The sequence below is a fragment of the Sphingobacterium sp. UBA7038 genome (genome assembly GCF_002494055.1).
Classification (GTDB): domain Bacteria; phylum Bacteroidota; class Bacteroidia; order Sphingobacteriales; family Sphingobacteriaceae; genus Sphingobacterium; species Sphingobacterium multivorum.
Genome location: NZ_DLAV01000012.1, coordinates 153,286 through 172,656, shown reverse-complemented (window position 1 = coordinate 172,656; position 19,371 = coordinate 153,286). Strand labels below are relative to the sequence as shown.

Here is a 19,371-nt window from a genome sequence, read left to right as displayed (position 1 = left end):
AATAATATTTAGGTATTTCACGGCTTTGAACAATAAGGTGCTGGAGAATTTAATCAGAAATTCCGCTCACTAGGATGCAGCGCCCTATCGCGAAGAGCTATCATCCTTGTTTCCGGGTTGCAGTCATAGAGAAGTTCTTTTTCTATAGTATCGGAGAGAACGTTGTTATGCAGCAGAACTTCTATGATATCTTTTCTGTGGAGTGCACAATTCATTTTGCTATACAGAATTTCAAGGGAATTTTTACAGGATTTGGTGTTGTTTTTTTTGAAAATAGCTGTGTATATCCCTGCCAATCGCTCAATTTCGTGTTCATTTTTTGCCTTTTCGGCGATTTCGGTCAGTAGCTTCGAGTCGCCACGTCTGTAATTAGAAATCAGCAATTCTAAATAGTCAATCGGATTTTTGGCTGTTTGTATTTTCTCGAGAGCAAAGTCTCTAATGGCTTTGCTTTTTAGATGTTTTAGTGCATTAAGGGCATTTTTAGCTATGCTGTTTTTGCCTGTTCCCTTTTGTTTAGCAAAGTCTAAAATGATTTGGCTATCATAAGGAAATTTGTGAAAGTCAAAAATATCCAAAAGGCGTTCAATATTTCCCTGGTCCGTTTCTTTCAAAAGATGCTTTGCAATGGTGTTTATCTCTTCTTCTGTTAGCTTTCTCATTCTTGCAAAAGAAATCCGGGCTTTGCTATTTAACACTTCATCAATGATGTCTTTGTATTTTTGGGGTTTTGTCCGCTGTGTTTTCTGGTTTATTTCTGTTCGCTGTATGTTGTCAAGGTAAAATCGAATGAACTTATTGGTTTGGGCTTTCTTTTTAAGTTCTTCAGCAACCTGTATGCTTTGGTTTTCTGCTTGAAAATGCCGAATGATGCCATCGTCTTGCCAATCGTCAGGGTGTTGTTCAATGTGTTTTCCAAATTTCTCGGCTACGTAAAATAAGCCGTTTAGTCCATCAAGTTCTAGTGTTTCATGAGCGCCGACCCAATCAGCGCCGACGATCGGATTGTTTAAAAACCGGTCATAAATAGCTTGTTTTGCCTCGGTGTCATTTTGCTGCGCGTAAAGTTTTGCCAGGGCAAACAAATGTGTCAGATTCCAGGTGTCATCCTGTTCTTTTGCCAAGCCCTGCAAAACGGCTTTACGGATTTTGTCTTTTTGTTTTGAAATAGAAATAATCTCAAAAATATAAGTTGCCCGGTCACCTTCAGACTGTCCGTCATAGGCGAAAATGTTTAATGCGCCTTGTATAATTTGATTTGAAAAGTCAATTTCAGGATGCTCTTTTACAATCAGATATGCTTCACCTGTTCCGCGTTTCAGTACATGTAGAAAATGTCGTTTTAGGATTCTTAAATCGGGCATAATCGAAAGAGTGTCGTTTCAACAGGCTTAAGGATTATGGATAAGCGGATCACCGATTATTCTCTTCAGCGATGATTTCGTCGATCTCATTACATATCCGCTGTATCGGTTTTGTAAAATAGTGCTGTGCGAGCTGCACCTTTTTTTCTTTACCATCTTCATTTCGATAACGGGCGTGAAGCGATACGCTCACGGTGATGAGGCCGTACTGCTTGAGTTTATGGATTGTAAATCCCTGTAGGCTTTCCAGCGGAACAGTCACCTCTTTGCCTAAAAGTCCCTTGCGGACGCGCATTTCCCTTCTGTCCATGTCAATGATAAAATAGGCTCTAAGCAGGGAAATCATCAAGATTACGACAACTCCCAGCATCCACCATTTGAAAGGGGATTCCGGCATTTTGATGAACCCAACTAGGGTCATAATAGAAAATATAGCAACCAAAGGAACATAGGTTCCTAATTGGGGTTTCATTTTGTACTCGTTTCCGTTTCTGTCGAAGTTATTCATGTGCTTATCGCTAATTTTGCCATATCAATCGTCCAATCTGCTGAAGCGGTTAGGATCGCCAACTGGTATATTATATTATCAACTATGGAGAATATAATTATTTGTTGGTGAATTGAGCTAGATCTTCAGTAATGGTTACAATTTTTATTTCCAAGTAAATAAAGTTATATATTTGCTTCAGTAAAAAAAAGGCCAAAAAAAACACTTCATTCTTTAATTCTGGATCATTTAATGTGAGTATGATTTCTGAGAGAGGAACAAGTATGAAAGTAATTTATAGTAGACTAGCTTAACAAAATATGAAAAGAGGTGTGCGAATTGTATCGTTTGGGTTTTTATTATTAATCATTGAATATATCATTTGTGTACTTTTATTTTATATTGAGCCTTATTTTAGGCATGATAGTCAACTAAACCTTGAGTATGCAATAAGAGGAGCTAATGAGGTGAATTGTTTGTTGAGTATTTTCTCCGATTTTTCATTGTAATTGAAAAGTTTTAAAAAACACGTGACTACATGACTACAAAATAAAAGGACAAAGCGCTTTGTATTAAGTCACATATGTAGATATATTTTAATCACAAAAAACAATTTCTTAACTACGTTGTTTTAATGCTACTAAGGTCTATAATATATGAAATTAGATATGTACAAAAACAAGATCAACTACATTATATATGTGTTTTCTTATTGTTAATGTATAGAATTTAAAAGCATCCTAAGCTGAAATGAGAAATCTATTCGTGTCATTTCAAATCAATCAGCAAGAATGAATTTATAAATTAAAAACACTCATATTATGTCACTATTTGATAATTTAAAACTTACAGCAGAGCTTATTAAAGCAAATTTATCCGAAGGAATTGAAGATGGTTACGATCATTCTACCACTTCGGCAGGTAGAAAAGGATTGCGTTCGGGTCGTGTTTCAGAGCTTACCGCTATGGCAGATTTGAAACCAGGAGGTGCAGACAACCTGCGTAAAATCATGGAAATTGCCAACGGAAACCTGAAAGGAGCAACCAAAGTAGGTACGCTTCACGATTTGAGAATTGTATTGTTCGATGATGATAAAAAAATTCTTTTCTGTACCGCTTATGACGGCGATTGGGATGCTTATATCAACGACTTCGCTACAAAAATTCCACAGTTGATGGACATTATTTTTGGGAATATCGAAGGCTGGCCGGGTATCAAAGATCCTACGATTAAAGATTTTATTTTAAGCAAACAAATCACGGCTACAGGTTGGTATGTGGGGGTTCCGCACTTAACGGTGAATGATATTCGCAGAAACGACAAAATCATCACTGGTCTAAATAAAGCTATTGACGACGCGAACAAAATTGAAAAATAACCCTACTAAATAGATTCATTATGGCAATAGATTTCTTAAAAAGAATTTTCAATAGGGATAAAGTCAATATAGCATTAGAAGAAATTCAGGCTTTGGTACTCCGAAGCAGACCAATTCCTTATTACGGTACAGTGGCTCTTTTGGAGATTAAAGATGCGACTAACGCAAAACAGACGTTGAAAAACCTAATTCCTTTGGTGAATTCAGCAGAAAATTGGGATCAAAATGACGGCTCTTCGGTTTCTATTACCTTCACCTATAAAGGATTGGAGAAAATTGGCCTTCCCAAAGATTCTTTGGATTCTTTTCCTGAATCTTTCAAGGAAGGAATGGCTAAAAGGGCTGGTTTTTTAAATGATATCGGGGTTAATGATCCTAAAAATTGGGAGAGGGATTTCAAAAATGCCAACATCCATATTGCGGCAGCTATTATTGCCAATAACAAAACCGATTGGAAGGCAAAATTTGAAGAGTTTAAATCCAAATTACACGATAGTTCTGGCGTTCAGGTTTTAATTAGTCACGATTTTGGGGCGACCGAAGAAGTGAAAAATGTCTTTGGATTCCGCGATGGCATCAGCAATCCCGAAATTGAAGGCAGTGGTATTGATGTTCCTCCAGGTTTTGATAGACCCTTGAAAGCTGGCGAATTTGTCTTGGGCTACCCTGGCGAAGGCGACATTACGAAACCGTATCCGCAACCCGATGTTTTGGGCAAGAACAGCTCGTTTATGATTTTTAGAAAATACCAAAGTCAAGTTGCCGATTTCAATAAATACATTCAAGAAAATACCAATTCTGCCGAAGAGGGCGAACTTTTGGCTGCGAAAATGGTGGGACGTTGGCGAAGTGGTGCTCCGCTGGTTTTGTCGGCGGATAAAGACGATAAAGAGCTTGGTGAGGATATGAACAAGAACAATCATTTCTCTTTCAAAGGGGATGAAGATGGTAAAAAATGTCCTTTCAGTTCGCATATCCGAAGAATGAATCCTAGAGATTCCAAATCATTTGTGTTGGAAGATGAGCGTCTGCACCGCATTATTCGACGTAGTGTGACTTTTGGGGACATTGTTCCACCAGAAGTTACCAAGGATGATGGCAAAGAGCGGGGTCAATATTTCATGGGTATCAGTGCTGATGCGATGGGAACGCTTGAATTTTTGCAAAAACAATGGGCAAATGATGGGAATTCTCAGAATTTGGGAACCGAAAAAGACCCAATGATTGGCGTTCAGGATAAAGAGGGATTGTTTACGATGCCTGCCGATCCATTGGTGAAAAGATACCGTGGTTTGCAAACGTTCAACTTAGTAAAAGGTGGTGAATATTGTTTTATTCCGAGTATTTCCGCTCTAAAATGGATCAGTGAATTGTAACAGCTAAAAATGTAAGCATGAGCGAAAATGTAAAATACAGCTATGATTTAGAAGAAATTCCTGCGAATTTTGACAAATATATAGCTAAGATTAATAAAGATATTCAAGATTATATCAGAAATACGCCTGAGATTAGTAAAATAGCACACCATACGCGTGATGCGCATGCCAATGGCTATGCCGCACTAAAAGCAGAGGTTGAAATTTTAACCAATCTACCCGAAGAACTGGCTCAAGGCATTTATAAGCAAGCTGGAAAATACGAAGCTGTCGTGCGGTTTTCGAACGGATCATCTCGTGTGTTGCCCGATAAATTAAGCGGAAATGCACAGGGTTTTGCGTTGAAAATTTTTGGTATTAAAGGTAAAAAATTAGCTCCGGGTGAGGAAGATTCACCTAATGTTGATTATAATTTGATTAATAATCCAGTGTTTTTCTGCAACACGGCAGCACATTATGTGTTTATTTCGAAGTTATTTTTACAGCTAAACGATTTCTTTGAAAGAGGTGCTTTGGGTAAGTTGGAATTTGCCACTTTATGGGTGACTGAAAACAAAAAAGCTTTCCCAAATTTTGAAGCATTAAAGGAATTGGGCGCTTTAAAAACATTTGAAAAAATCCCTTCTATAAACAGTTTTTTGTATGAATTTTACAGTATGGGTGCTGTTCGTCATGGCGATTATATGGCGAAAATTCGAATTGCACCTACTGTCGAAACTCAAAATCTTATTACCGAAAAAGATATTGATATAGATAGTGCCGATTGGCCTTACCGCAAGGGGATTATCAAAGAAATTGCGAAAAACGATTTGACTTTTGAATTGCAAATTCAGTTGTGCAAAGACCTAAAAAAGATGCCGATTAATGATCTGACCGAAGAATGGTCGCAGGAATTATCGCCTTTTCAAACGGTTGCAAAAATTAGAATTCCGAAACAACAGGTTCCTGTAGATGGCAATTTTGATGTGATGGAAAATTTATCTTTTACACCATTCCGCACGTTGGAAGAAAATGCGCCTATAGGCAATTTGCAAAGAGCAAGGCAATCGGCATACGTCACTTCTTCCACGGCAAGGCACGATCTTAATCATAAAAAAAGAAGAGAGCCAACGAATTTGCAAGAAGCCTTTGACCCTAATTTTTATAAACTTTAATTGTCGTACAAATGAATTCAATAAAAAAATCACCGTAGCGGGTAGTGGTGTTTTGGGTTATCAAATCGCTTTTCAGACTGCTTTTCACGGTTTTGATGTTACCGTTTATGACATCAATGCGGAGATTGTAAATAGAGCAAAATCAAAATTTGATGATTTAGCAAAAAATTATCGTATCGATATTCAAGCTACCGATGCGCAAATAGCAGCGGCAAAGGAGCATTTGAGCTATACGAGTAATCTGGAGGAAGCGCTTAAAGATGCCGATTTGCTTATTGAAGCTATTCCAGAAGAAATCCAAATAAAAAAGGATTTTTACAAACAGGCAGCGCAATTGGCTGCTGACAAAACGATTTTTGCAAGTAATTCTTCTACCTTATTGCCGAGTCAATTTGCAGATAGTACGGGTAGGCCACAACAGTTTTTGAATCTACATTTTGCCAATCAAATATGGTTGCGCAATACAGCTGAAATCATGGCACATCCTAAAACGGATGAAAATATCAAGAAAGAAATTATTTAGTTTTCTAAAGATATCGGTATGGTGCCTATTGTCGTGAATAAGGAATATATATTGTCTCTGACCAGTTCAGGAATTCCCAAACTTTGCGCAAGCTGGTTAAAATCTGAACGTTTTATTTTTCGTTTACGACCACCCAATGTGAGAGCCATATCTTCCTTATCTTTTGGATAGATTAAGTTAACATTGATGAGATCATATGCTGGAGATAATAAAACACCATGATTCGTATGCATGAGTGAAAAATTCTTGAGATGCATGTCGTTATTTCCAGTTAAAAAGCTAAACAGTACGAGCCTAAAATATTTGATTGCATCTAATCCGGTGTTGGAAGCAAATTGCTTGATGATTTTTCCTACGCGTTCATAGGAGCTATTGTATTTTTGCTCGGTCATAAGCTGCGATAATTGACATAAATCTTCAACGTGGATTTTTTTGCCCTTCTTACGGTCAAATCGTTTTGTAATGTAGGCCAGTTCTCCTGTGGAAGTTCGTATTAATGCGTGTTTTGCTGTTTCTATCTTAAATAACGCTGCGAGGTGCATCGTTAGATCTTCTACTTCTGGCATGAGTAGATATTCTTTTGATTGAGGTTTCAGGATATAATCTCCCGAAAGACCAACTAAGGTAAGTCGCTTACTGCCCTTTTCTCCATTTAGACTGAGTGATATTTTTGGCTGTACGCCAGTTATTGCCAATCGCTCAGCTACAGTAACTTCGCCTAATTTTTTCAATTTTTCCTGGTCCAACTCCAAATAGGGAACTTGAGTTGTTCCAAAAAACACTCTTGAACATGCTGTATGATAGTCTCCTGTTTCAACTGGTTTATAGCAAAACAAACAATTAGCCATCGTTTTCCGCCTCCATCGGATAAACAGAAACTGCTCCTATAGTGTCTCGACATAGGTTTATCAACAGCGCAAAACGATCTCTGGGATTGATTTTCCAATGCTTTTCACCGATTTCCAATAACCATCCTTCAGGAATTAATCCATCAAAGAACGGAAATAATATATTGCTATAATACGTGTTTTCGGAAATCGGTAAAGTTAGACTGATAGGTTGTGGATCAGTTTTTTTTAGATAATTCTTATCATAACTAAATGAATAACCATGATCTGTCTCAATGAGATATCCTGCCAAGTCATCATGAAAGTATATTTTTGCTTCGCGTGCCATCACTCTTTAATTTGATCAATTACACCAACTTCTTTACCGAATAACGCCAATATGTCATTTATTTTGTCTAAACGTAATGTTTTTTTTCCCTGCTCGAGGTCACGCACAAACCTTAAGCCGACTCCAGCATTCGCAGCTAAATCTTCCTGTGTTAGCTTTAATTCTTTTCGTTTCTGTTTTACAAACACGCGTAATGAATCCATAATTATACCCTATCTGATATAAATATAGTAAATATTCTTAAATTATACTGTATCGGGTATAATTTTTATATTTTTTACATACTTTATACCCGTTCGGGGTGAAAAAACTTCTTTCTGTTGTTTGCAGTAGTCTTCTTAGAAATTCTTTAAGGGTAGTCGTGTTATTTAGACGGAACTTCTGTTTCAAGCGGTTATATCGTGTGAAGCATAAGCGGGATATTTTGAGAAAAAAGTTTATGATGAAGTCGACGTAAAATATAAATAATTTTTTGAACAGCAGAACGTTAACTATTTGCCCAGAGGGCTGTAAACCTGTGTGCTATAAGCGTGATTTTTTCTTTTTAAATTTTCTACCGTACCAAATGTAGAAACCTGTTACCGGCAGAGAGGCACAGATTAAACTTGTTACAAAAGCGATCCACATGCCTGTAGACCCGGCTATTTTTCCGACATGAATATCGTAATTGGAGTTTCGCCATTTCATGCCCAGTGTTTTATCATTTTGTAGGCGTTTGTAGTATGCACTCCCATTCCGAAGATCATAGGCATAGGCATCGGAGGCCGACCACCAGGTATTTCCTTTCGTATAGATATTTACATTAGCTTGAGTAGTTTCGGGAACCAAATTGATCAAAACGCCCTGATGTGTACTGTCCTTTTTCAGAACGTCAGACCATATCAGGTCTAAAAGTGCTACACGTGATTCTGTCACTGGGCTGCCTTGAATTTTTGGTTCTTCTATTTTCGTATTGGGCCGCTTACCGTCCATAAGCCAGTAGATGCTAGTTTCCCACCACTTGAAGGACCAAACCAAACCGGTTGATGCGATGACAATCGCGAACAAAAATGCATAAAAGCCAAGTACTTGATGAAGATCATAGTTGAGACGTTTCCACTTCGCGCTGAAATCTATTTTTAACCGCTTTACAGCTACCTTCCGATTTTTTGGCCACCAAAGGAAAAGCCCCGAAATTAGTGTAATGATAAACAGCAGGACGCTGCTCCCTACGATTGCGCTCCCTACGTCGCGCCGGAGATAAAGGAATTGGTGGATCTGCCTTACAATCCAGAAGAAGTTTGTCTCAACGTCTATTTTTCCTAAAACGCGGCCGCTGTAGGGATCTACGAAAATACGGTCCCAATAGATGATTTCTTTATTTACAAATACACCCCCGACATCGTTCTTTGGACGGCGCTTAAGTGCTTCAAATAGATGAACTTGTCGTTGATCATCTGTAGCAGGAACACGGATAATGGTAATGGTATGATCGGTGACACGCTGCGCATTTGCCTTTAAGACGGAAAGGGGAAGTATTTTCTTGCCTTTCTGTGCCGTTACCGTTACATAACTTGGATGAAATAGGGCAAATAGTTCCTTTTCAAATACATAAATAGCGCCTGTAATGCTTACGATAAAAACCACCAGACCGGACAATAATCCGATCCAGCGGTGTAAAAACAAGATCATCTTTTTTAAAGTCATGCTTAAAAGGTATAGCCTAGTGTAAATAGTAAATTACGTAGTGCACCTGGAAATAGACGGATATAATCGTAACCACCTACCCAATGGGTTTTATTGGTGATATTATTAAAGTTGGCCTGCAATTGTACTTTTCCAATGGTATAATATAATGCTGCGTTCAGTAAACTGTAGGATGGGATGGTCTGGTTCTGGTTAAGGGAAAGGTTTCGCTTATCCACATAATTGGCCCCGACGCCGATTCCCAAGCCTTTTGCTTTTCCGGAAGGAATGGAGAATCTGGTCCAGATGTTTGCCGTATTTTGAGGCGCATTTGGTTTTTGTCTGTTCAGTTCTTCATTATTTCCACCTTCGGTAATCTTTGCATCATTGTAGGCATAGGAGGCAATAACGCTCCAGTGCGGGAGAATTTGACCCTGAATATCAAACTCTATCCCTTTCGATCTTTCTTTTCCGATTTGTTCCATTAAATCTGCATTGTCGGCAGTGGGGGCGGGGTAAAGCGTATTCTTCTGATTGATCTGATAGATAGCTGTACTTGCCTGGAGTTTTCCGTCCAACCAGGCTGTTTTTAATCCAAATTCGGTCATGTCATTTTCGAGTGGATCAAATGGACCTCCGGCATTAGGGTTTGCCAGTGCCGAAGCTGTCTGCGGATTATAGCCTTTTACGTAAGTTCCATATAGATTGATCTGTGGGTTGATGGTGTAAACTGCTCCAAAGCGCGGCAGTATAACATCCTGCAGAAAGTTTTGTTGAAGTCAATATTCCGGTCTCCTTATTCGAGTCATTTTTGACGCAGGAAAGCCCTTTTCTGGCCAAACTTCATATGCTTTTAGAATCGTCGCGATCGGGCATCCTGTTTGACAATTCGGCTTTGATCAGTGTACAGCAGAAAAGGATTATAACCGAGTTGCTCAATTCGGAGCTTGATCAGGAATGGAATCCTTATTTTGTTTTGGTAAACTCATGGAGTTATTGGCGCGAACATTTGACCAGCATAAACTTGGTAATACGGTGTCTCGAACGGATAATAGCCTTAGTACGGAAATGAAAAAACTGATGGCGGAAGCAAAAAGAATAGTAGAAAATAGTTTGACCGATCCGCCATCTTTATCGCAATTGTCTGCTGAATTAGGAACGAATGAAAACTATTTAAAGAAATATTTCAAGCTCTGCTATGGTACAACCATTTATGGGCATTTGACCAAGGTGAGAATGCAAAAAGCTAGGAGCTTACTTACACAAGGAGACCGGCCTATAAATGAAATTTCACGCTTTTTAGGCTATAACAATCCTGCGCATTTCTCAGCAAGTTTTAAGAAGCATTTCGGGGTAAAACCAAAAGTAGTGCAACGTTCTTCAAAAGTCTAAATCTTCTGTTTACCACCCTGTGAGTTGGTCCTGTCCTTTTGAGTATCTGTATCAAGCGGTTTATTTATTCGCCTGTTCACTACGATCCTTGCGTTTTTTGTCTTTTTGTCGCTTACTTCAAACGCCGTTTTGCTAGGGGTGGAGTTTTGGCGATTTTTCCCAAACTCCAAGCAGCCCTTATCGTTAGCCGAAGCTGCTTGAAGTTAAAGATGCTTAAATTAAAGTTTGTCCCACCAGTCTGAAATCTTTTTCTTGACACTCTCGCGGAGTTCCGCACGTTTTTCTTTCCGTTCGGCTTTCTTGGCTTCCCGTTTGGCTTTTTCCGCTGCGTGTTCTTCGGAAGCCGCCTTTTCTACGCGTTCCTGATAATGATCATAGGCCTCATCAACACTCGTCCGGAAGGATCGTCCTTCCAAGGGTTGCAAAGCTGTATCCACGAAATCTGGGCTTGTTTCGTCAACAACAGTAATCACTGCTATTTCCCCCACTTGCAAGCTATTATTGACCTGATCAATAAAATCGGTCGACACAACAAATTCTTCGGTATCCATCGTCGCCCCGATAAATGTTCCGGTAAGTCCGCCCAGCAATAAACCTAGTGGACCGCCCACAATACCGATCAATGCACCGATGGCACCTCCGCCGAGTGTTTTCCAGCCGCCCTCTTCTGTCGCGTCTTTCAGTACGTCAAAACCACCCTGATCTGTTTTTCGGATGGTTATAGACTCATAAATACGAATGTCACTATTGCGGTCGAGATCGGCTAATGTGTGGTTTACCGCGATTGATTTCTCTGTCGAATCAACGATATAAATCAAAATATTTTCCATATGGATTTGAATTTTGTAATGAACATTTTTGTGTTGTAATAAATTTAAATTATTTTTTTTGAGTTGGTCAAATAAAATAATAATATGACTCGGGGGTTATTTATTCGTAATAAAACGAGCTGATCTGAGCAGCTATTGCCTCACGGAACGAAAGTCATAATAAGGGTGGTTTTTTATTTTTAGTATGGACGATAGACTTCCGGATAAATTGTAATCTATTGGTGAAGTTTATGTAAACGAAGGTGTCTGAGTAATAATTCAGGATAATCTGCTTGGACTATATTTGCCCCGTTCTGATGCACTTTGCCAAATTCAGCTGGATCATTCAAAACCAGTTTATCGACATTCCAGAGACTATTGATAAATGTTTTAGTACCAAATTTGTGTACCATCGAATTAATTTCTTTTGTATTTGTCTGATATCAATTTCAGCCATAGCGACTCCCAGAGCAATTCATGATTTGGAATTAGTTATCTCATACATGTAAAGTGTGGATTGATCATCATCGGGCACAAAGTACAGGCAGACCTTTCCGTCAACGACATCGGTGTAAAAAGGATTACTTGTCATAATGCGACCTGTTTTACTTCTTAAGTGGATTGGCAGGGTATAGGTGCTCTGATAGGTATGAATATCCATTAATTGAATGCCCCCGATTACGATGCGCTCCTTTGCGTGGGGATCTTTCAAAAAACTGTTGACCCCGGAGCAAATCATCAAACCTTGACCCACATATTGTCCATCCTGAAAATGAATAAAATGCTGATTATTGTTAGAGATTGATTTTAAATGCCATTTACCACGATCGAGCAATTGTTGTTTCCACGTATAAAACTGCATAGCATCCCAATTGAAACCAACGAGTTCATGTCGATCTCGATCGCAAACAAGGGCTCCAATGGCATCGTCTACCGTAAATTCAACCTTCGCTTCCATGGTAGTCGGATCTATTCTGTAAATCAGCGACCTGCCGTGGGGACGATATTCACAGACTGGGATCCAAATATATTGACCATCAAAATCTATCCCCCCGGGATGATAAACGCTATCTTTTCCTAAACGAAGTTGAGCAATAAGCTCTCCTTTAAAATTAAATTTCATGAGATAGCCCGTTCCCAGGCCGACGGCCTGCTCTTCGTAGATCGGCCGCTGTTTAGCTATCAAAGCTTTTTTTATCGGTATTTGTCTAGTGGCTTACGGGAACTGCTATTGCAGAGCTTTCTTTTTTTATTAATTTTTTATATATAGAGTTAAATTCGTTGTGGTTTTTTGCCTGTATTTTATTAGCTTTATACATTCATTTTTGCTATTTAATTGTTCGCTTGGCCTCCCAATTCGATGTCTCTTGAATAGAAGAATTGAAACTTTTATCCAGTTCTATAAATTATATCATAAGTTATTGCTAGTTAATTTTCATAGATAATGAATCATTTCAAGTTCCAATCTGCTGTATTCATATTTTTGTGTTGGGTGTTTGTTTACCCTGCAATAGCACAGCAGCAGACATTTCCGCAAAAAGAAGATTATTTACAGCTGCTGGAGCGCGCAGCAAAGGAAAATAAGCCGATGTTCTTGGTGGTTCATCAACGGGACGATCAGTTTATTCCTTTTAGAGGCTCTGTTTCAAAAAAAGCAAAAGATATCCTCAGTACGCAGTTTGTGTCGGGAATTGTTCAGGTGGATCGGGATGAATTTGACCATCCGTTGCAACGGGCTTTCTATTTGAACAAACCGATGTACCTTGTTACTGATAAAGATGGGATTCCTATTTTACGAATAGACAAGGCGGTTGATGGGGGAGATGAGCTGGAAAGACTCATAGACTCGGCAAATACGCTTGCAAAAGCTGAAACTCTCGGTAAGCTTATAGCAGAATATCGAAAGGGGATCCGTCAGCAGTCCTTGCTGAACAAAATACTCCGCTATAATCAGACATTTGATCAATATACAGACCAGCAACTGTTGAGTGACTATATAGCACAGCTGACGATAGAGCAATTGAATAATTTTGAGACGGTTGTTTTTTTATTGAGCTGTGGCCCTGTATATAATAGTAAATCTTATTTATTGGCACGTACCAATAGTAAAATGGTGGATAGTCTGTATTCCTCGTTGCCATTGCCCGTTCGTAAAAAAATAAACAATAGAATTATTCAGCGGACATTTCGCGAATCGCTTGACAAGAGAAACTTTTCATTAGCTCAAAACGTTGGTTATTTTGCCTATACGACATGGACATCTAATTATTTGCGCGCTTCCAATTCCCAAGGTTATTATCCCTTGGAGTATAAAAGGCTAATGAAAGATAGTCTGTCTTACGTCCGGATGGCAAGGAATTATTATGAACAATCATTTTATAAGGTGGACCCCGATTCCTTGTCTCGAATGGATTTTGCGCAAGATCGAAAGATCAATTTTTCAGGAAATCAACTTGTGTTGGACAGTGCACAAAATGCGGAGTTCAAATCGTTGGTTGGTAAAGGACGTAAATATTATCAGGATGACCTGGCAAATAATTTGAATTATGGTGCTAAACAGATCTTGGCCTTTGAGAGAAATGATCCTTCGGTTATATTTGATGCGATCCGTTGGCAAAAGAAAACAATAGATCTCAAACCTGATGTGCCAGCATTCCGTTATACGATGGCTTTATTGTTGTATCGGGTTGGCTTTTATGCGCAGGCAGAAGAAGAACAACAGAGAGCTGTGAAATTATCGAAGTCAAATAAGCTCTATCAGGAAAAAATGAAGGCCGTATTGAAGCAGATGCAGTCCAGACGATTATGATCAGGGCTAATTTGGAGCGGGACCTGTATGTAAACGGATTGGAATGGTAAACTGCACACGTACAGGCATACCGTATTGATAACCCGGAGCCCATTTTTCGGCTTTCTTCAGTACTGCTATACCATTTGCTGCTGTTCCATACCCGAGGTCATTAATCACTTCAAATTCATTCGCCAGACCATTTTTTTCAATGACAAAACTGATGAGAAGTTGTCCTGATACTTTTGCATTTAAAGCTTCTTTGGGATATTTATAATTCTGGGCAATAAAGATCATAAGGTTTTTTATCCCGCCAGGGTATTCCGGTTGGACATCTCGACGTGTATAGGGATGCACATTGCCCATACTATCTGTGCTGGTTCCCTTGCTTAACACACCTTTTTCATACCATTCTTCAAACTTGATCTTTCCTTTTTTTAAAGTACCTTCCCAATGTCCTTGACGTAATCCATCAACATATACACCTTTTTCAGTATTTATATTGTTTTTAAATTCGAACGTGCCATTTCCATTTTCGACCTGCTTTCGGCCTGTTGAATCAGCATAATAGATTAGTCGGCTATGCTGGTCCTGAAAAAGAAATTCGTTGGGACTGGCTTCAGAACTGGAGAAAAATCTAATTTCTCTTAAAAGACCATTTTCGTGGTATCTTTTTACAGTATCGCTCAGTTTATTGTCTTTATATCCGGCTGATACCGCTAGGTTGCCATTGTTGTAATAACTTTCAATAATGCCTTCCAGATATAATCTTCGTGGGTCAGCTACTTTTGTCCAGCCATGTCTTTTTAAATTGCCATTTGGATAGTAATCGTTTACCTCGTAAAGCCCCAATTCATTTGCTGTTAAACGAATAATGTTTGTGTAAGCGGCTGAATCTTTTATAGCAGTAATACCACGATTTTTCTTTATATAAGTGACAATTGTTTCTTGTGCTTTTGCATGAATCACAAGGGACGTAAAAAGGAGGAAAATAATGTATTTGTGTATATTTAAGGGATAATAGTGCATGATATGGTTAATTTTATTTAATCAAATATATATTTTTTAGGTGAAATAATCCGCAGCGTTGGACAAACTATTTCGAGTGGAATGATGTCCTCTAAGTAAAAGATTATGAATAATTCACCTATGCAGAAGATTGCACGAGTTGGTCTAGGTACCTTTTTGGTGGTAGCCGGTATTGGACATCTGTCCTTCGCCCGCAAGGAATTTCAGGCTCAGGTGCCGGACTGGGTTCCGATCTCCAAAGATGATACTGTTGTATATTCCGGTATTGCGGAAATTGCTTTGGGTGCTACACTGATTTTCGCACCTGCTAAACATCGATCGAACGTTGGAAAAATCGCAGCAGCGTTTTTTGCAGCTGTGTTTCCCGGAAATATTGCTCAATATAAAGACCATCGCGACGGCTTTGGATTGGATACGGATGGAAAGCGGCTTGCCCGTTTATTTTTTCAGCCTATATTGGTTGCATGGGCTTTGAAAAGTACATGCAAGAGCTGATTGGGTGAAGACTGGTTGAACAGAAGTTGATACAAAATTGTAAAAAACAAACCATATGTCTGCGGCTGTTGTCCTATAGGTATCCATGTAAGGAGTAACTTAGTTAAAAGGTCGGGTGTTCCATTTTCATCCGACCTTTTTTATTTTTTTGCGCTATTCTTTTGCTAATTTCCAACCTTTTGTGTTTTTTTATTGCTCATTTAAATAATTATATTCGCATCAAACATATAAAATAACTAACCTATAAAAGTACAGACCAGATGGAAGAAAAGAAATTAAATGAACTGAGCAATGAAGAGTTGTTGGTTCTCAAAAAGAAAGCTAAACCCACGAAAATAATCAATGCATCAATTATTGGCTTTTGTTTGGGGATCGCTGCCTACAGTATATTCGTAGCCGGTTTAACCTGGCCTACAATTTTCCCATTGATATTGGCCATTTTGTTCTTTAAATATTTTGGAAAGAATGAAAAAGCGGTGGATGCGGAACTGAAAGCCAGAAATCTCAAATAGAAAAAAGAAAACCATTGCAGCTGCGCTGTTGTTTATTTTTAAAAAACAGCTTAAGATGAGAAGGGAACAAATAGAAGCATGGGTAGCGCAAGGATACAATGTGCTGGAGCACAGGAAGCCCAAAGTCGTACAGGGCGATATTTGGGCGTATCTCAATCAGTGTGATGGCCATGGTACCGAGGTCCATGCACTTTCAGAATTGCAGCAATGGTCGGATAAGGAACTAGCCGAAATGGAACTGAAAAAATATGCCGATCAGTACGGACAGATGGGCGAGAAGCTGTTTCTGCGAAATGAAGCAATCCGAAATAAAGAATTTGATAAGTATGAAGCCTTCCTGTTGCTTTTTTTTCCGGACAGTGTCGAAAAAGAGCTGGAGGAAGCCCGGTTTTTGGCCGAGCGTGTGAAACGTGTTAGCAAGGAAGAAATGGAAAAATGGACGCTGGCCCACACAGTTAATGTACTGATATCTGATCTTCACTGCTTGGACTATGGAGCCATTATGAGCGGGATGGTGATGCCATCCGAAGATGTGGTCACTTATACCGACGACGGGCTCAGTGATACCATTGATTGCCATGTTACGCCGATGGAGTTTTTCGCTCATACCAACCATGACTATTACTGGATCGATCCTGTCATAAGAAAATCCTAATGGAAGCCCTTATTAGAGCCTTTTAGGCTTACTTTTCATGCAGAATAAGGTAAAGCATCCTGATAGTGTCCGGGATGCTTTACTTTTTTGAACTATTTAAGCTACAATTTCTATCGGATTTCCCTCCGGATCAAGCACGACACTTTCATAATAACCATCCCCCGTAGTACGCGGCTCGCTTTCGACGATATAACCATCCGACCGTAATTGCTCGGTCAGATTATCGACAGCATCCTTTCCACCGACGCTAATGGCCAGATGGGTATAGCCTTTGTTGAGGCTCCTATCCGCCGCGGCAGTAGTAATATCAATACGATTCATAATCTCCAAACGTGCGCCGGATTCGCGGAATTTAAGGAAGTAGGATGAAAACCCCTTCTTCGGGTTATGGTACTTTTCTCCGCTTACAGTACCAAAGTATTTGGCATAAAAAGCACGTGTTTTCTCAAGATCATCGACCCATAGGGCGAGGTGTTCTATTCGCATGTCAAATCTTTTTGTTTAATTATATTGCAATATTATGCAAATTTGCACAATATTGCAATATAAAAATTATCAGATATGTTGAACGAATCGATATTAAAGGCTAAGGTAGCGACACAGGTCATGTTTTTGGTATGTGGCCTCGCGTTATCAAGCTGGGCACCGATGGTACCTTTTGCCAAGGACCGTCTTGGTCTGAATGACGGAGAACTGGGGCTTTTACTGCTGTGCTTGGGAGGTGGCGCGCTATTAACGATGCCGCTTTCCGGGTTTTTCATCGGGAAAGTTGGGAGCAGACAAGTGATTTTGATTTCAGGTTTGATAGCTGCCGTAGTGCTCCCTGTACTGTTGATGGTAACCAATAGCTATTTGATGGCCTGTGTTCTTTTTATATTTGGCTGCAGTATAGGTGGTATAGATGTGGCCATGAATGCACATGGTGTGCAGGTTCAAAATGCAATAGGTAAACCGATAATGTCATCTTTACATGGACTGTTCAGTGTTGGAGGGCTATTTGGATCGATCGGCTTGGGTTTTCTGATAAAGATGGGGTTAATTCCTATTTATGCAGCAGTTACCATAGCTATTCTATTAATACTGCTACTGATCTTACAATATCGAAAGTTGCTGAGCTATCAAAGGGAAAAAGAAATCATTGTCCAGTTTTCTCCTATTGATGAAACTCAGGTTTCAAAAAAGGGATTTCAATGGTTTAGGTGGAGTGTGCTGATACTTGGGCTGATGTGTTTCATTGCCTTTTTGTCTGAGGGAGCGATGTTGGACTGGAGTGCTATTTTCTTGCGGGATCACAAAGGAGTATCTCCTGAGTTTACGGGAATTGGATATGCGGCATTCTCCGTTGCGATGGCGGTCATGAGATTGCAGGGAGACCGATTAGTAAGTAAACTGAATAGTAAGGTTGTGGTGATAGGTGGTAGCTTGTTGGCTTCGTTGGGCATTTTGATCGTAGTGTGTAGTCCTTGGTTATCGCTAACGCTCATTGGATTTGTCCTTTTGGGACTGGGAGCCGCCAATATTGTACCTGTATTTTTTAGCGAGGGTGGACGGATTGAAGGACTTTCGCCGACGGTAGCCATTCCGGTTATCTCAACAATGGGTTATGCCGGTCAGCTGGCGGGCCCCGCGCTTTTGGGGGCTATTGCGCAGCATTTTTCTTTGATCATTGCTTTCGAAACAATAGCTTTGCTTTTTCTAGTGGTAGCTCTTATCTATAAAATCAGGAAGTAATCGCATGTTAAAAGAAGAACGTTTTGAGATAATCCTCCGCGAATTAGCGGTCCGGAGGAAGGTGAAATTTGAAGAGCTGGCGGTGTTGTTGGCGGTATCGGAAGATACCATCCGCCGCGATATAGACCTTCTCTATCGGAACGGCTTGCTTTCCAAGACCAGGGGCGGTGCTATACTGCGAGAAAAAGATCCACTGACTTTCCAGGATAGGCAATCGTTTCTGACCAAAGAAAAAGATATTATCGCATTAAAAGTACAGCCGTTTCTGAAAGATGGCATGACTCTTTTTGTGGATGGTGGCACCACGACGCGGGCCGTAGTGAATGCTATGCCATTGGATATCCGGGTTCGGATGGTTACAAATAATTTTTCCATCGTGCCACTGCTCGAGAAGTTCAAAAATGTGGAACTTATTTTTTTGGGTGGTCATTTTGAACCCGATCTGGCTGTAACTTCAGGCATCACAACCTGTATGGAAGTTGCTAAGTATAATGCCGATATCTTTATCATGGGAACTTGTGCTGTAGATCCTGAGCTCGGTGTTTCGGCGGCGTCAGCTGCAGATGGAGAAACCAAAAAGATGATGGTTCAATGTGCAAAGAAAACAATAGCCTTAGCCAGCCAGAATAAGCTATATCAAGGTGAACTGTTTAGGGTGTGTCCAATAGATTCGCTCACGGCATTGATCACCGACCTGGACTCAAATGATTCCGAATTGAATCTCTTTAGAAATATGGACCTGCAGATTGTCTAGCCAATTGACAGCGACAAATCTGACGAGATTTGGTAGATGATATAAAGCTTCCAAATAATAATAATATTAAAGTCTTCGCAGG

23 protein-coding genes are annotated in these 19,371 nt (G+C 39.6%); 11 read left to right on the top strand and 12 right to left on the bottom strand.

Going from position 1 to position 19,371, the window contains the following annotated elements; genetic code table 11:
• Positions 1-53: 53 nt before the first annotated feature.
• Both B3H30_RS07010 and B3H30_RS07005 read right to left on the bottom strand, forming a co-directional pair.
• Entirely contained in the window at positions 54-1,364 is a 1,311-nt protein-coding gene (locus B3H30_RS07010) for a hypothetical protein (protein WP_201639562.1), read from the bottom strand.
• A 49-nt stretch (positions 1,365-1,413) separates the two neighbouring features.
• The gene (locus B3H30_RS07005) at positions 1,414-1,836 is read right to left on the bottom strand and encodes a hypothetical protein (RefSeq protein WP_286833773.1); all 423 of its coding nucleotides are present in this window, start codon (positions 1,834-1,836) and stop codon (positions 1,414-1,416) included.
• 836 nt (positions 1,837-2,672) lie between these two features.
• On the opposite strand from B3H30_RS07005, the gene B3H30_RS07000 reads away from it, so the two are divergent.
• Genes B3H30_RS07000 through B3H30_RS06985 form a run of 4 tightly spaced genes read left to right on the top strand, consistent with a single transcriptional unit; the run spans position 2,673 to position 6,283 of the window.
• Positions 2,673-3,230, top strand: a complete 558-nt coding sequence (locus B3H30_RS07000; RefSeq protein WP_070567536.1) for a hypothetical protein — start codon at positions 2,673-2,675, stop codon at positions 3,228-3,230.
• 20 nt (positions 3,231-3,250) lie between these two features.
• Entirely contained in the window at positions 3,251-4,606 is a 1,356-nt protein-coding gene (locus tag B3H30_RS06995) for a Dyp-type peroxidase (protein WP_070567533.1), read from the top strand.
• A 17-nt stretch (positions 4,607-4,623) separates the two neighbouring features.
• On the top strand, positions 4,624-5,760 hold the full coding sequence (locus tag B3H30_RS06990; protein ID WP_112373457.1) for a catalase family protein: 1,137 nt from the start codon (positions 4,624-4,626) through the stop codon (positions 5,758-5,760).
• On the top strand, positions 5,735-6,283 hold the full coding sequence (locus tag B3H30_RS06985) for a 3-hydroxyacyl-CoA dehydrogenase NAD-binding domain-containing protein (protein ID WP_070567529.1): 549 nt from the start codon (positions 5,735-5,737) through the stop codon (positions 6,281-6,283). Before B3H30_RS06990 ends, B3H30_RS06985 begins: the two co-directional genes overlap by 26 nt.
• Here the strand turns inward: B3H30_RS06985 and B3H30_RS06980 are convergent.
• The 5 genes from B3H30_RS06980 to B3H30_RS06960 form a co-directional block, all read right to left on the bottom strand.
• Positions 6,280-7,131: a HipA domain-containing protein gene (locus tag B3H30_RS06980; RefSeq protein ID WP_083296020.1), complete on the bottom strand. Its 852-nt coding sequence runs from the start codon at positions 7,129-7,131 to the stop codon at positions 6,280-6,282. The two genes, B3H30_RS06985 and B3H30_RS06980, sit on opposite strands and share 4 nt — an antisense overlap.
• Complete coding sequence (locus tag B3H30_RS06975) at positions 7,124-7,459, bottom strand: HipA N-terminal domain-containing protein (protein ID WP_070567527.1); 336 nt, start codon at positions 7,457-7,459, stop codon at positions 7,124-7,126. The genes B3H30_RS06980 and B3H30_RS06975 overlap by 8 nt, the downstream gene beginning before the upstream one ends.
• Entirely contained in the window at positions 7,459-7,662 is a 204-nt protein-coding gene (locus tag B3H30_RS06970; RefSeq protein ID WP_070567525.1) for a type II toxin-antitoxin system Y4mF family antitoxin, read from the bottom strand. Before B3H30_RS06970 ends, B3H30_RS06975 begins: the two co-directional genes overlap by 1 nt.
• A gap of 319 nt (positions 7,663-7,981) precedes the next feature.
• Positions 7,982-9,145 (bottom strand): PepSY-associated TM helix domain-containing protein, encoded by a 1,164-nt coding sequence (locus B3H30_RS06965; RefSeq protein ID WP_070567522.1) that lies wholly within the window; start codon positions 9,143-9,145, stop codon positions 7,982-7,984.
• A 2-nt stretch (positions 9,146-9,147) separates the two neighbouring features.
• Entirely contained in the window at positions 9,148-9,873 is a 726-nt protein-coding gene (locus tag B3H30_RS06960) for a TonB-dependent siderophore receptor (RefSeq protein ID WP_280176861.1), read from the bottom strand.
• A gap of 208 nt (positions 9,874-10,081) precedes the next feature.
• Here B3H30_RS06960 and B3H30_RS06955 point away from each other — a divergent pair, with 208 nt between their 5' ends.
• Positions 10,082-10,516 (top strand): helix-turn-helix domain-containing protein, encoded by a 435-nt coding sequence (locus tag B3H30_RS06955; RefSeq protein WP_070567518.1) that lies wholly within the window; start codon positions 10,082-10,084, stop codon positions 10,514-10,516.
• A gap of 218 nt (positions 10,517-10,734) precedes the next feature.
• Here the strand turns inward: B3H30_RS06955 and B3H30_RS06950 are convergent, their stop codons facing one another.
• The 3 genes from B3H30_RS06950 to B3H30_RS06940 form a co-directional block, all read right to left on the bottom strand.
• Positions 10,735-11,346 carry a DUF1269 domain-containing protein gene (locus B3H30_RS06950; protein ID WP_070567516.1) on the bottom strand — a complete coding sequence of 204 codons (612 nt, stop codon included), beginning with the start codon at positions 11,344-11,346 and terminating at the stop codon, positions 10,735-10,737.
• 215 nt (positions 11,347-11,561) lie between these two features.
• Positions 11,562-11,738 (bottom strand): hypothetical protein, encoded by a 177-nt coding sequence (locus B3H30_RS06945; protein WP_157698392.1) that lies wholly within the window; start codon positions 11,736-11,738, stop codon positions 11,562-11,564.
• 62 nt (positions 11,739-11,800) lie between these two features.
• Complete coding sequence (locus tag B3H30_RS06940; RefSeq protein WP_070567514.1) at positions 11,801-12,511, bottom strand: DUF6454 family protein; 711 nt, start codon at positions 12,509-12,511, stop codon at positions 11,801-11,803.
• 258 nt (positions 12,512-12,769) lie between these two features.
• On the opposite strand from B3H30_RS06940, the gene B3H30_RS06935 reads away from it, so the two are divergent.
• A complete protein-coding gene (locus B3H30_RS06935) occupies positions 12,770-14,134 on the top strand; it encodes a hypothetical protein (protein WP_070567511.1) in 1,365 nt (454 codons plus the stop codon).
• A 6-nt stretch (positions 14,135-14,140) separates the two neighbouring features.
• Here the strand turns inward: B3H30_RS06935 and B3H30_RS06930 are convergent, their stop codons facing one another.
• On the bottom strand, positions 14,141-15,142 hold the full coding sequence (locus tag B3H30_RS06930; RefSeq protein WP_070567508.1) for an energy transducer TonB: 1,002 nt from the start codon (positions 15,140-15,142) through the stop codon (positions 14,141-14,143).
• Positions 15,143-15,247: 105 nt separating this feature from the next.
• Between B3H30_RS06930 and B3H30_RS06925 the strand changes: the two genes are divergently transcribed.
• The 3 genes from B3H30_RS06925 to B3H30_RS06915 all read left to right on the top strand — a co-directional run bounded on the left by B3H30_RS06925 (position 15,248) and on the right by B3H30_RS06915 (position 16,804).
• A complete protein-coding gene (locus B3H30_RS06925; protein WP_070567506.1) occupies positions 15,248-15,637 on the top strand; it encodes a DoxX family protein in 390 nt (129 codons plus the stop codon).
• A 260-nt stretch (positions 15,638-15,897) separates the two neighbouring features.
• Positions 15,898-16,149: a hypothetical protein gene (locus B3H30_RS06920; protein ID WP_070567504.1), complete on the top strand. Its 252-nt coding sequence runs from the start codon at positions 15,898-15,900 to the stop codon at positions 16,147-16,149.
• 55 nt (positions 16,150-16,204) lie between these two features.
• Entirely contained in the window at positions 16,205-16,804 is a 600-nt protein-coding gene (locus B3H30_RS06915; protein ID WP_070567502.1) for a hypothetical protein, read from the top strand.
• Positions 16,805-16,900: 96 nt separating this feature from the next.
• Here the strand turns inward: B3H30_RS06915 and B3H30_RS06910 are convergent, their stop codons facing one another.
• On the bottom strand, positions 16,901-17,290 hold the full coding sequence (locus B3H30_RS06910) for a VOC family protein (RefSeq protein WP_070567500.1): 390 nt from the start codon (positions 17,288-17,290) through the stop codon (positions 16,901-16,903).
• Positions 17,291-17,365: 75 nt separating this feature from the next.
• On the opposite strand from B3H30_RS06910, the gene B3H30_RS06905 reads away from it, so the two are divergent.
• Both B3H30_RS06905 and B3H30_RS06900 read left to right on the top strand, forming a co-directional pair.
• Complete coding sequence (locus B3H30_RS06905) at positions 17,366-18,535, top strand: MFS transporter (protein WP_070567498.1); 1,170 nt, start codon at positions 17,366-17,368, stop codon at positions 18,533-18,535.
• A 4-nt stretch (positions 18,536-18,539) separates the two neighbouring features.
• Entirely contained in the window at positions 18,540-19,289 is a 750-nt protein-coding gene (locus B3H30_RS06900) for a DeoR/GlpR family DNA-binding transcription regulator (RefSeq protein WP_070567496.1), read from the top strand.
• Positions 19,290-19,371: the final 82 nt, after the last annotated feature.

Bases quoted from the DNA above. Each gene is read 5' to 3' on its own strand.
- B3H30_RS06905 (WP_070567498.1), top strand. From the start codon at position 17,366: ATGTTGAACGAATCGATATTAAAGGCTAAGGTAGCGACACAGGTCATG.
- B3H30_RS07010 (WP_201639562.1), bottom strand. From the start codon at position 1,364: ATGCCCGATTTAAGAATCCTAAAACGACATTTTCTACATGTACTGAAA.
- B3H30_RS06915 (WP_070567502.1), top strand. From the start codon at position 16,205: ATGAGAAGGGAACAAATAGAAGCATGGGTAGCGCAAGGATACAATGTG.
- B3H30_RS06950 (WP_070567516.1), bottom strand. From the start codon at position 11,346: ATGGAAAATATTTTGATTTATATCGTTGATTCGACAGAGAAATCAATC.
- B3H30_RS06975 (WP_070567527.1), bottom strand. From the start codon at position 7,459: ATGGCACGCGAAGCAAAAATATACTTTCATGATGACTTGGCAGGATAT.
- B3H30_RS06965 (WP_070567522.1), bottom strand. From the start codon at position 9,145: ATGACTTTAAAAAAGATGATCTTGTTTTTACACCGCTGGATCGGATTA.
- B3H30_RS06955 (WP_070567518.1), top strand. From the start codon at position 10,082: ATGGAATCCTTATTTTGTTTTGGTAAACTCATGGAGTTATTGGCGCGA.
- B3H30_RS06990 (WP_112373457.1), top strand. From the start codon at position 4,624: ATGAGCGAAAATGTAAAATACAGCTATGATTTAGAAGAAATTCCTGCG.
- B3H30_RS07005 (WP_286833773.1), bottom strand. From the start codon at position 1,836: ATGAAACCCCAATTAGGAACCTATGTTCCTTTGGTTGCTATATTTTCT.
- B3H30_RS06935 (WP_070567511.1), top strand. From the start codon at position 12,770: ATGAATCATTTCAAGTTCCAATCTGCTGTATTCATATTTTTGTGTTGG.
- B3H30_RS06980 (WP_083296020.1), bottom strand. From the start codon at position 7,131: ATGGCTAATTGTTTGTTTTGCTATAAACCAGTTGAAACAGGAGACTAT.
- B3H30_RS06930 (WP_070567508.1), bottom strand. From the start codon at position 15,142: ATGCACTATTATCCCTTAAATATACACAAATACATTATTTTCCTCCTT.
- B3H30_RS06910 (WP_070567500.1), bottom strand. From the start codon at position 17,290: ATGCGAATAGAACACCTCGCCCTATGGGTCGATGATCTTGAGAAAACA.
- B3H30_RS06920 (WP_070567504.1), top strand. From the start codon at position 15,898: ATGGAAGAAAAGAAATTAAATGAACTGAGCAATGAAGAGTTGTTGGTT.
- B3H30_RS06970 (WP_070567525.1), bottom strand. From the start codon at position 7,662: ATGGATTCATTACGCGTGTTTGTAAAACAGAAACGAAAAGAATTAAAG.
- B3H30_RS06900 (WP_070567496.1), top strand. From the start codon at position 18,540: ATGTTAAAAGAAGAACGTTTTGAGATAATCCTCCGCGAATTAGCGGTC.
- B3H30_RS06945 (WP_157698392.1), bottom strand. From the start codon at position 11,738: ATGGTACACAAATTTGGTACTAAAACATTTATCAATAGTCTCTGGAAT.
- B3H30_RS07000 (WP_070567536.1), top strand. From the start codon at position 2,673: ATGTCACTATTTGATAATTTAAAACTTACAGCAGAGCTTATTAAAGCA.
- B3H30_RS06925 (WP_070567506.1), top strand. From the start codon at position 15,248: ATGAATAATTCACCTATGCAGAAGATTGCACGAGTTGGTCTAGGTACC.
- B3H30_RS06995 (WP_070567533.1), top strand. From the start codon at position 3,251: ATGGCAATAGATTTCTTAAAAAGAATTTTCAATAGGGATAAAGTCAAT.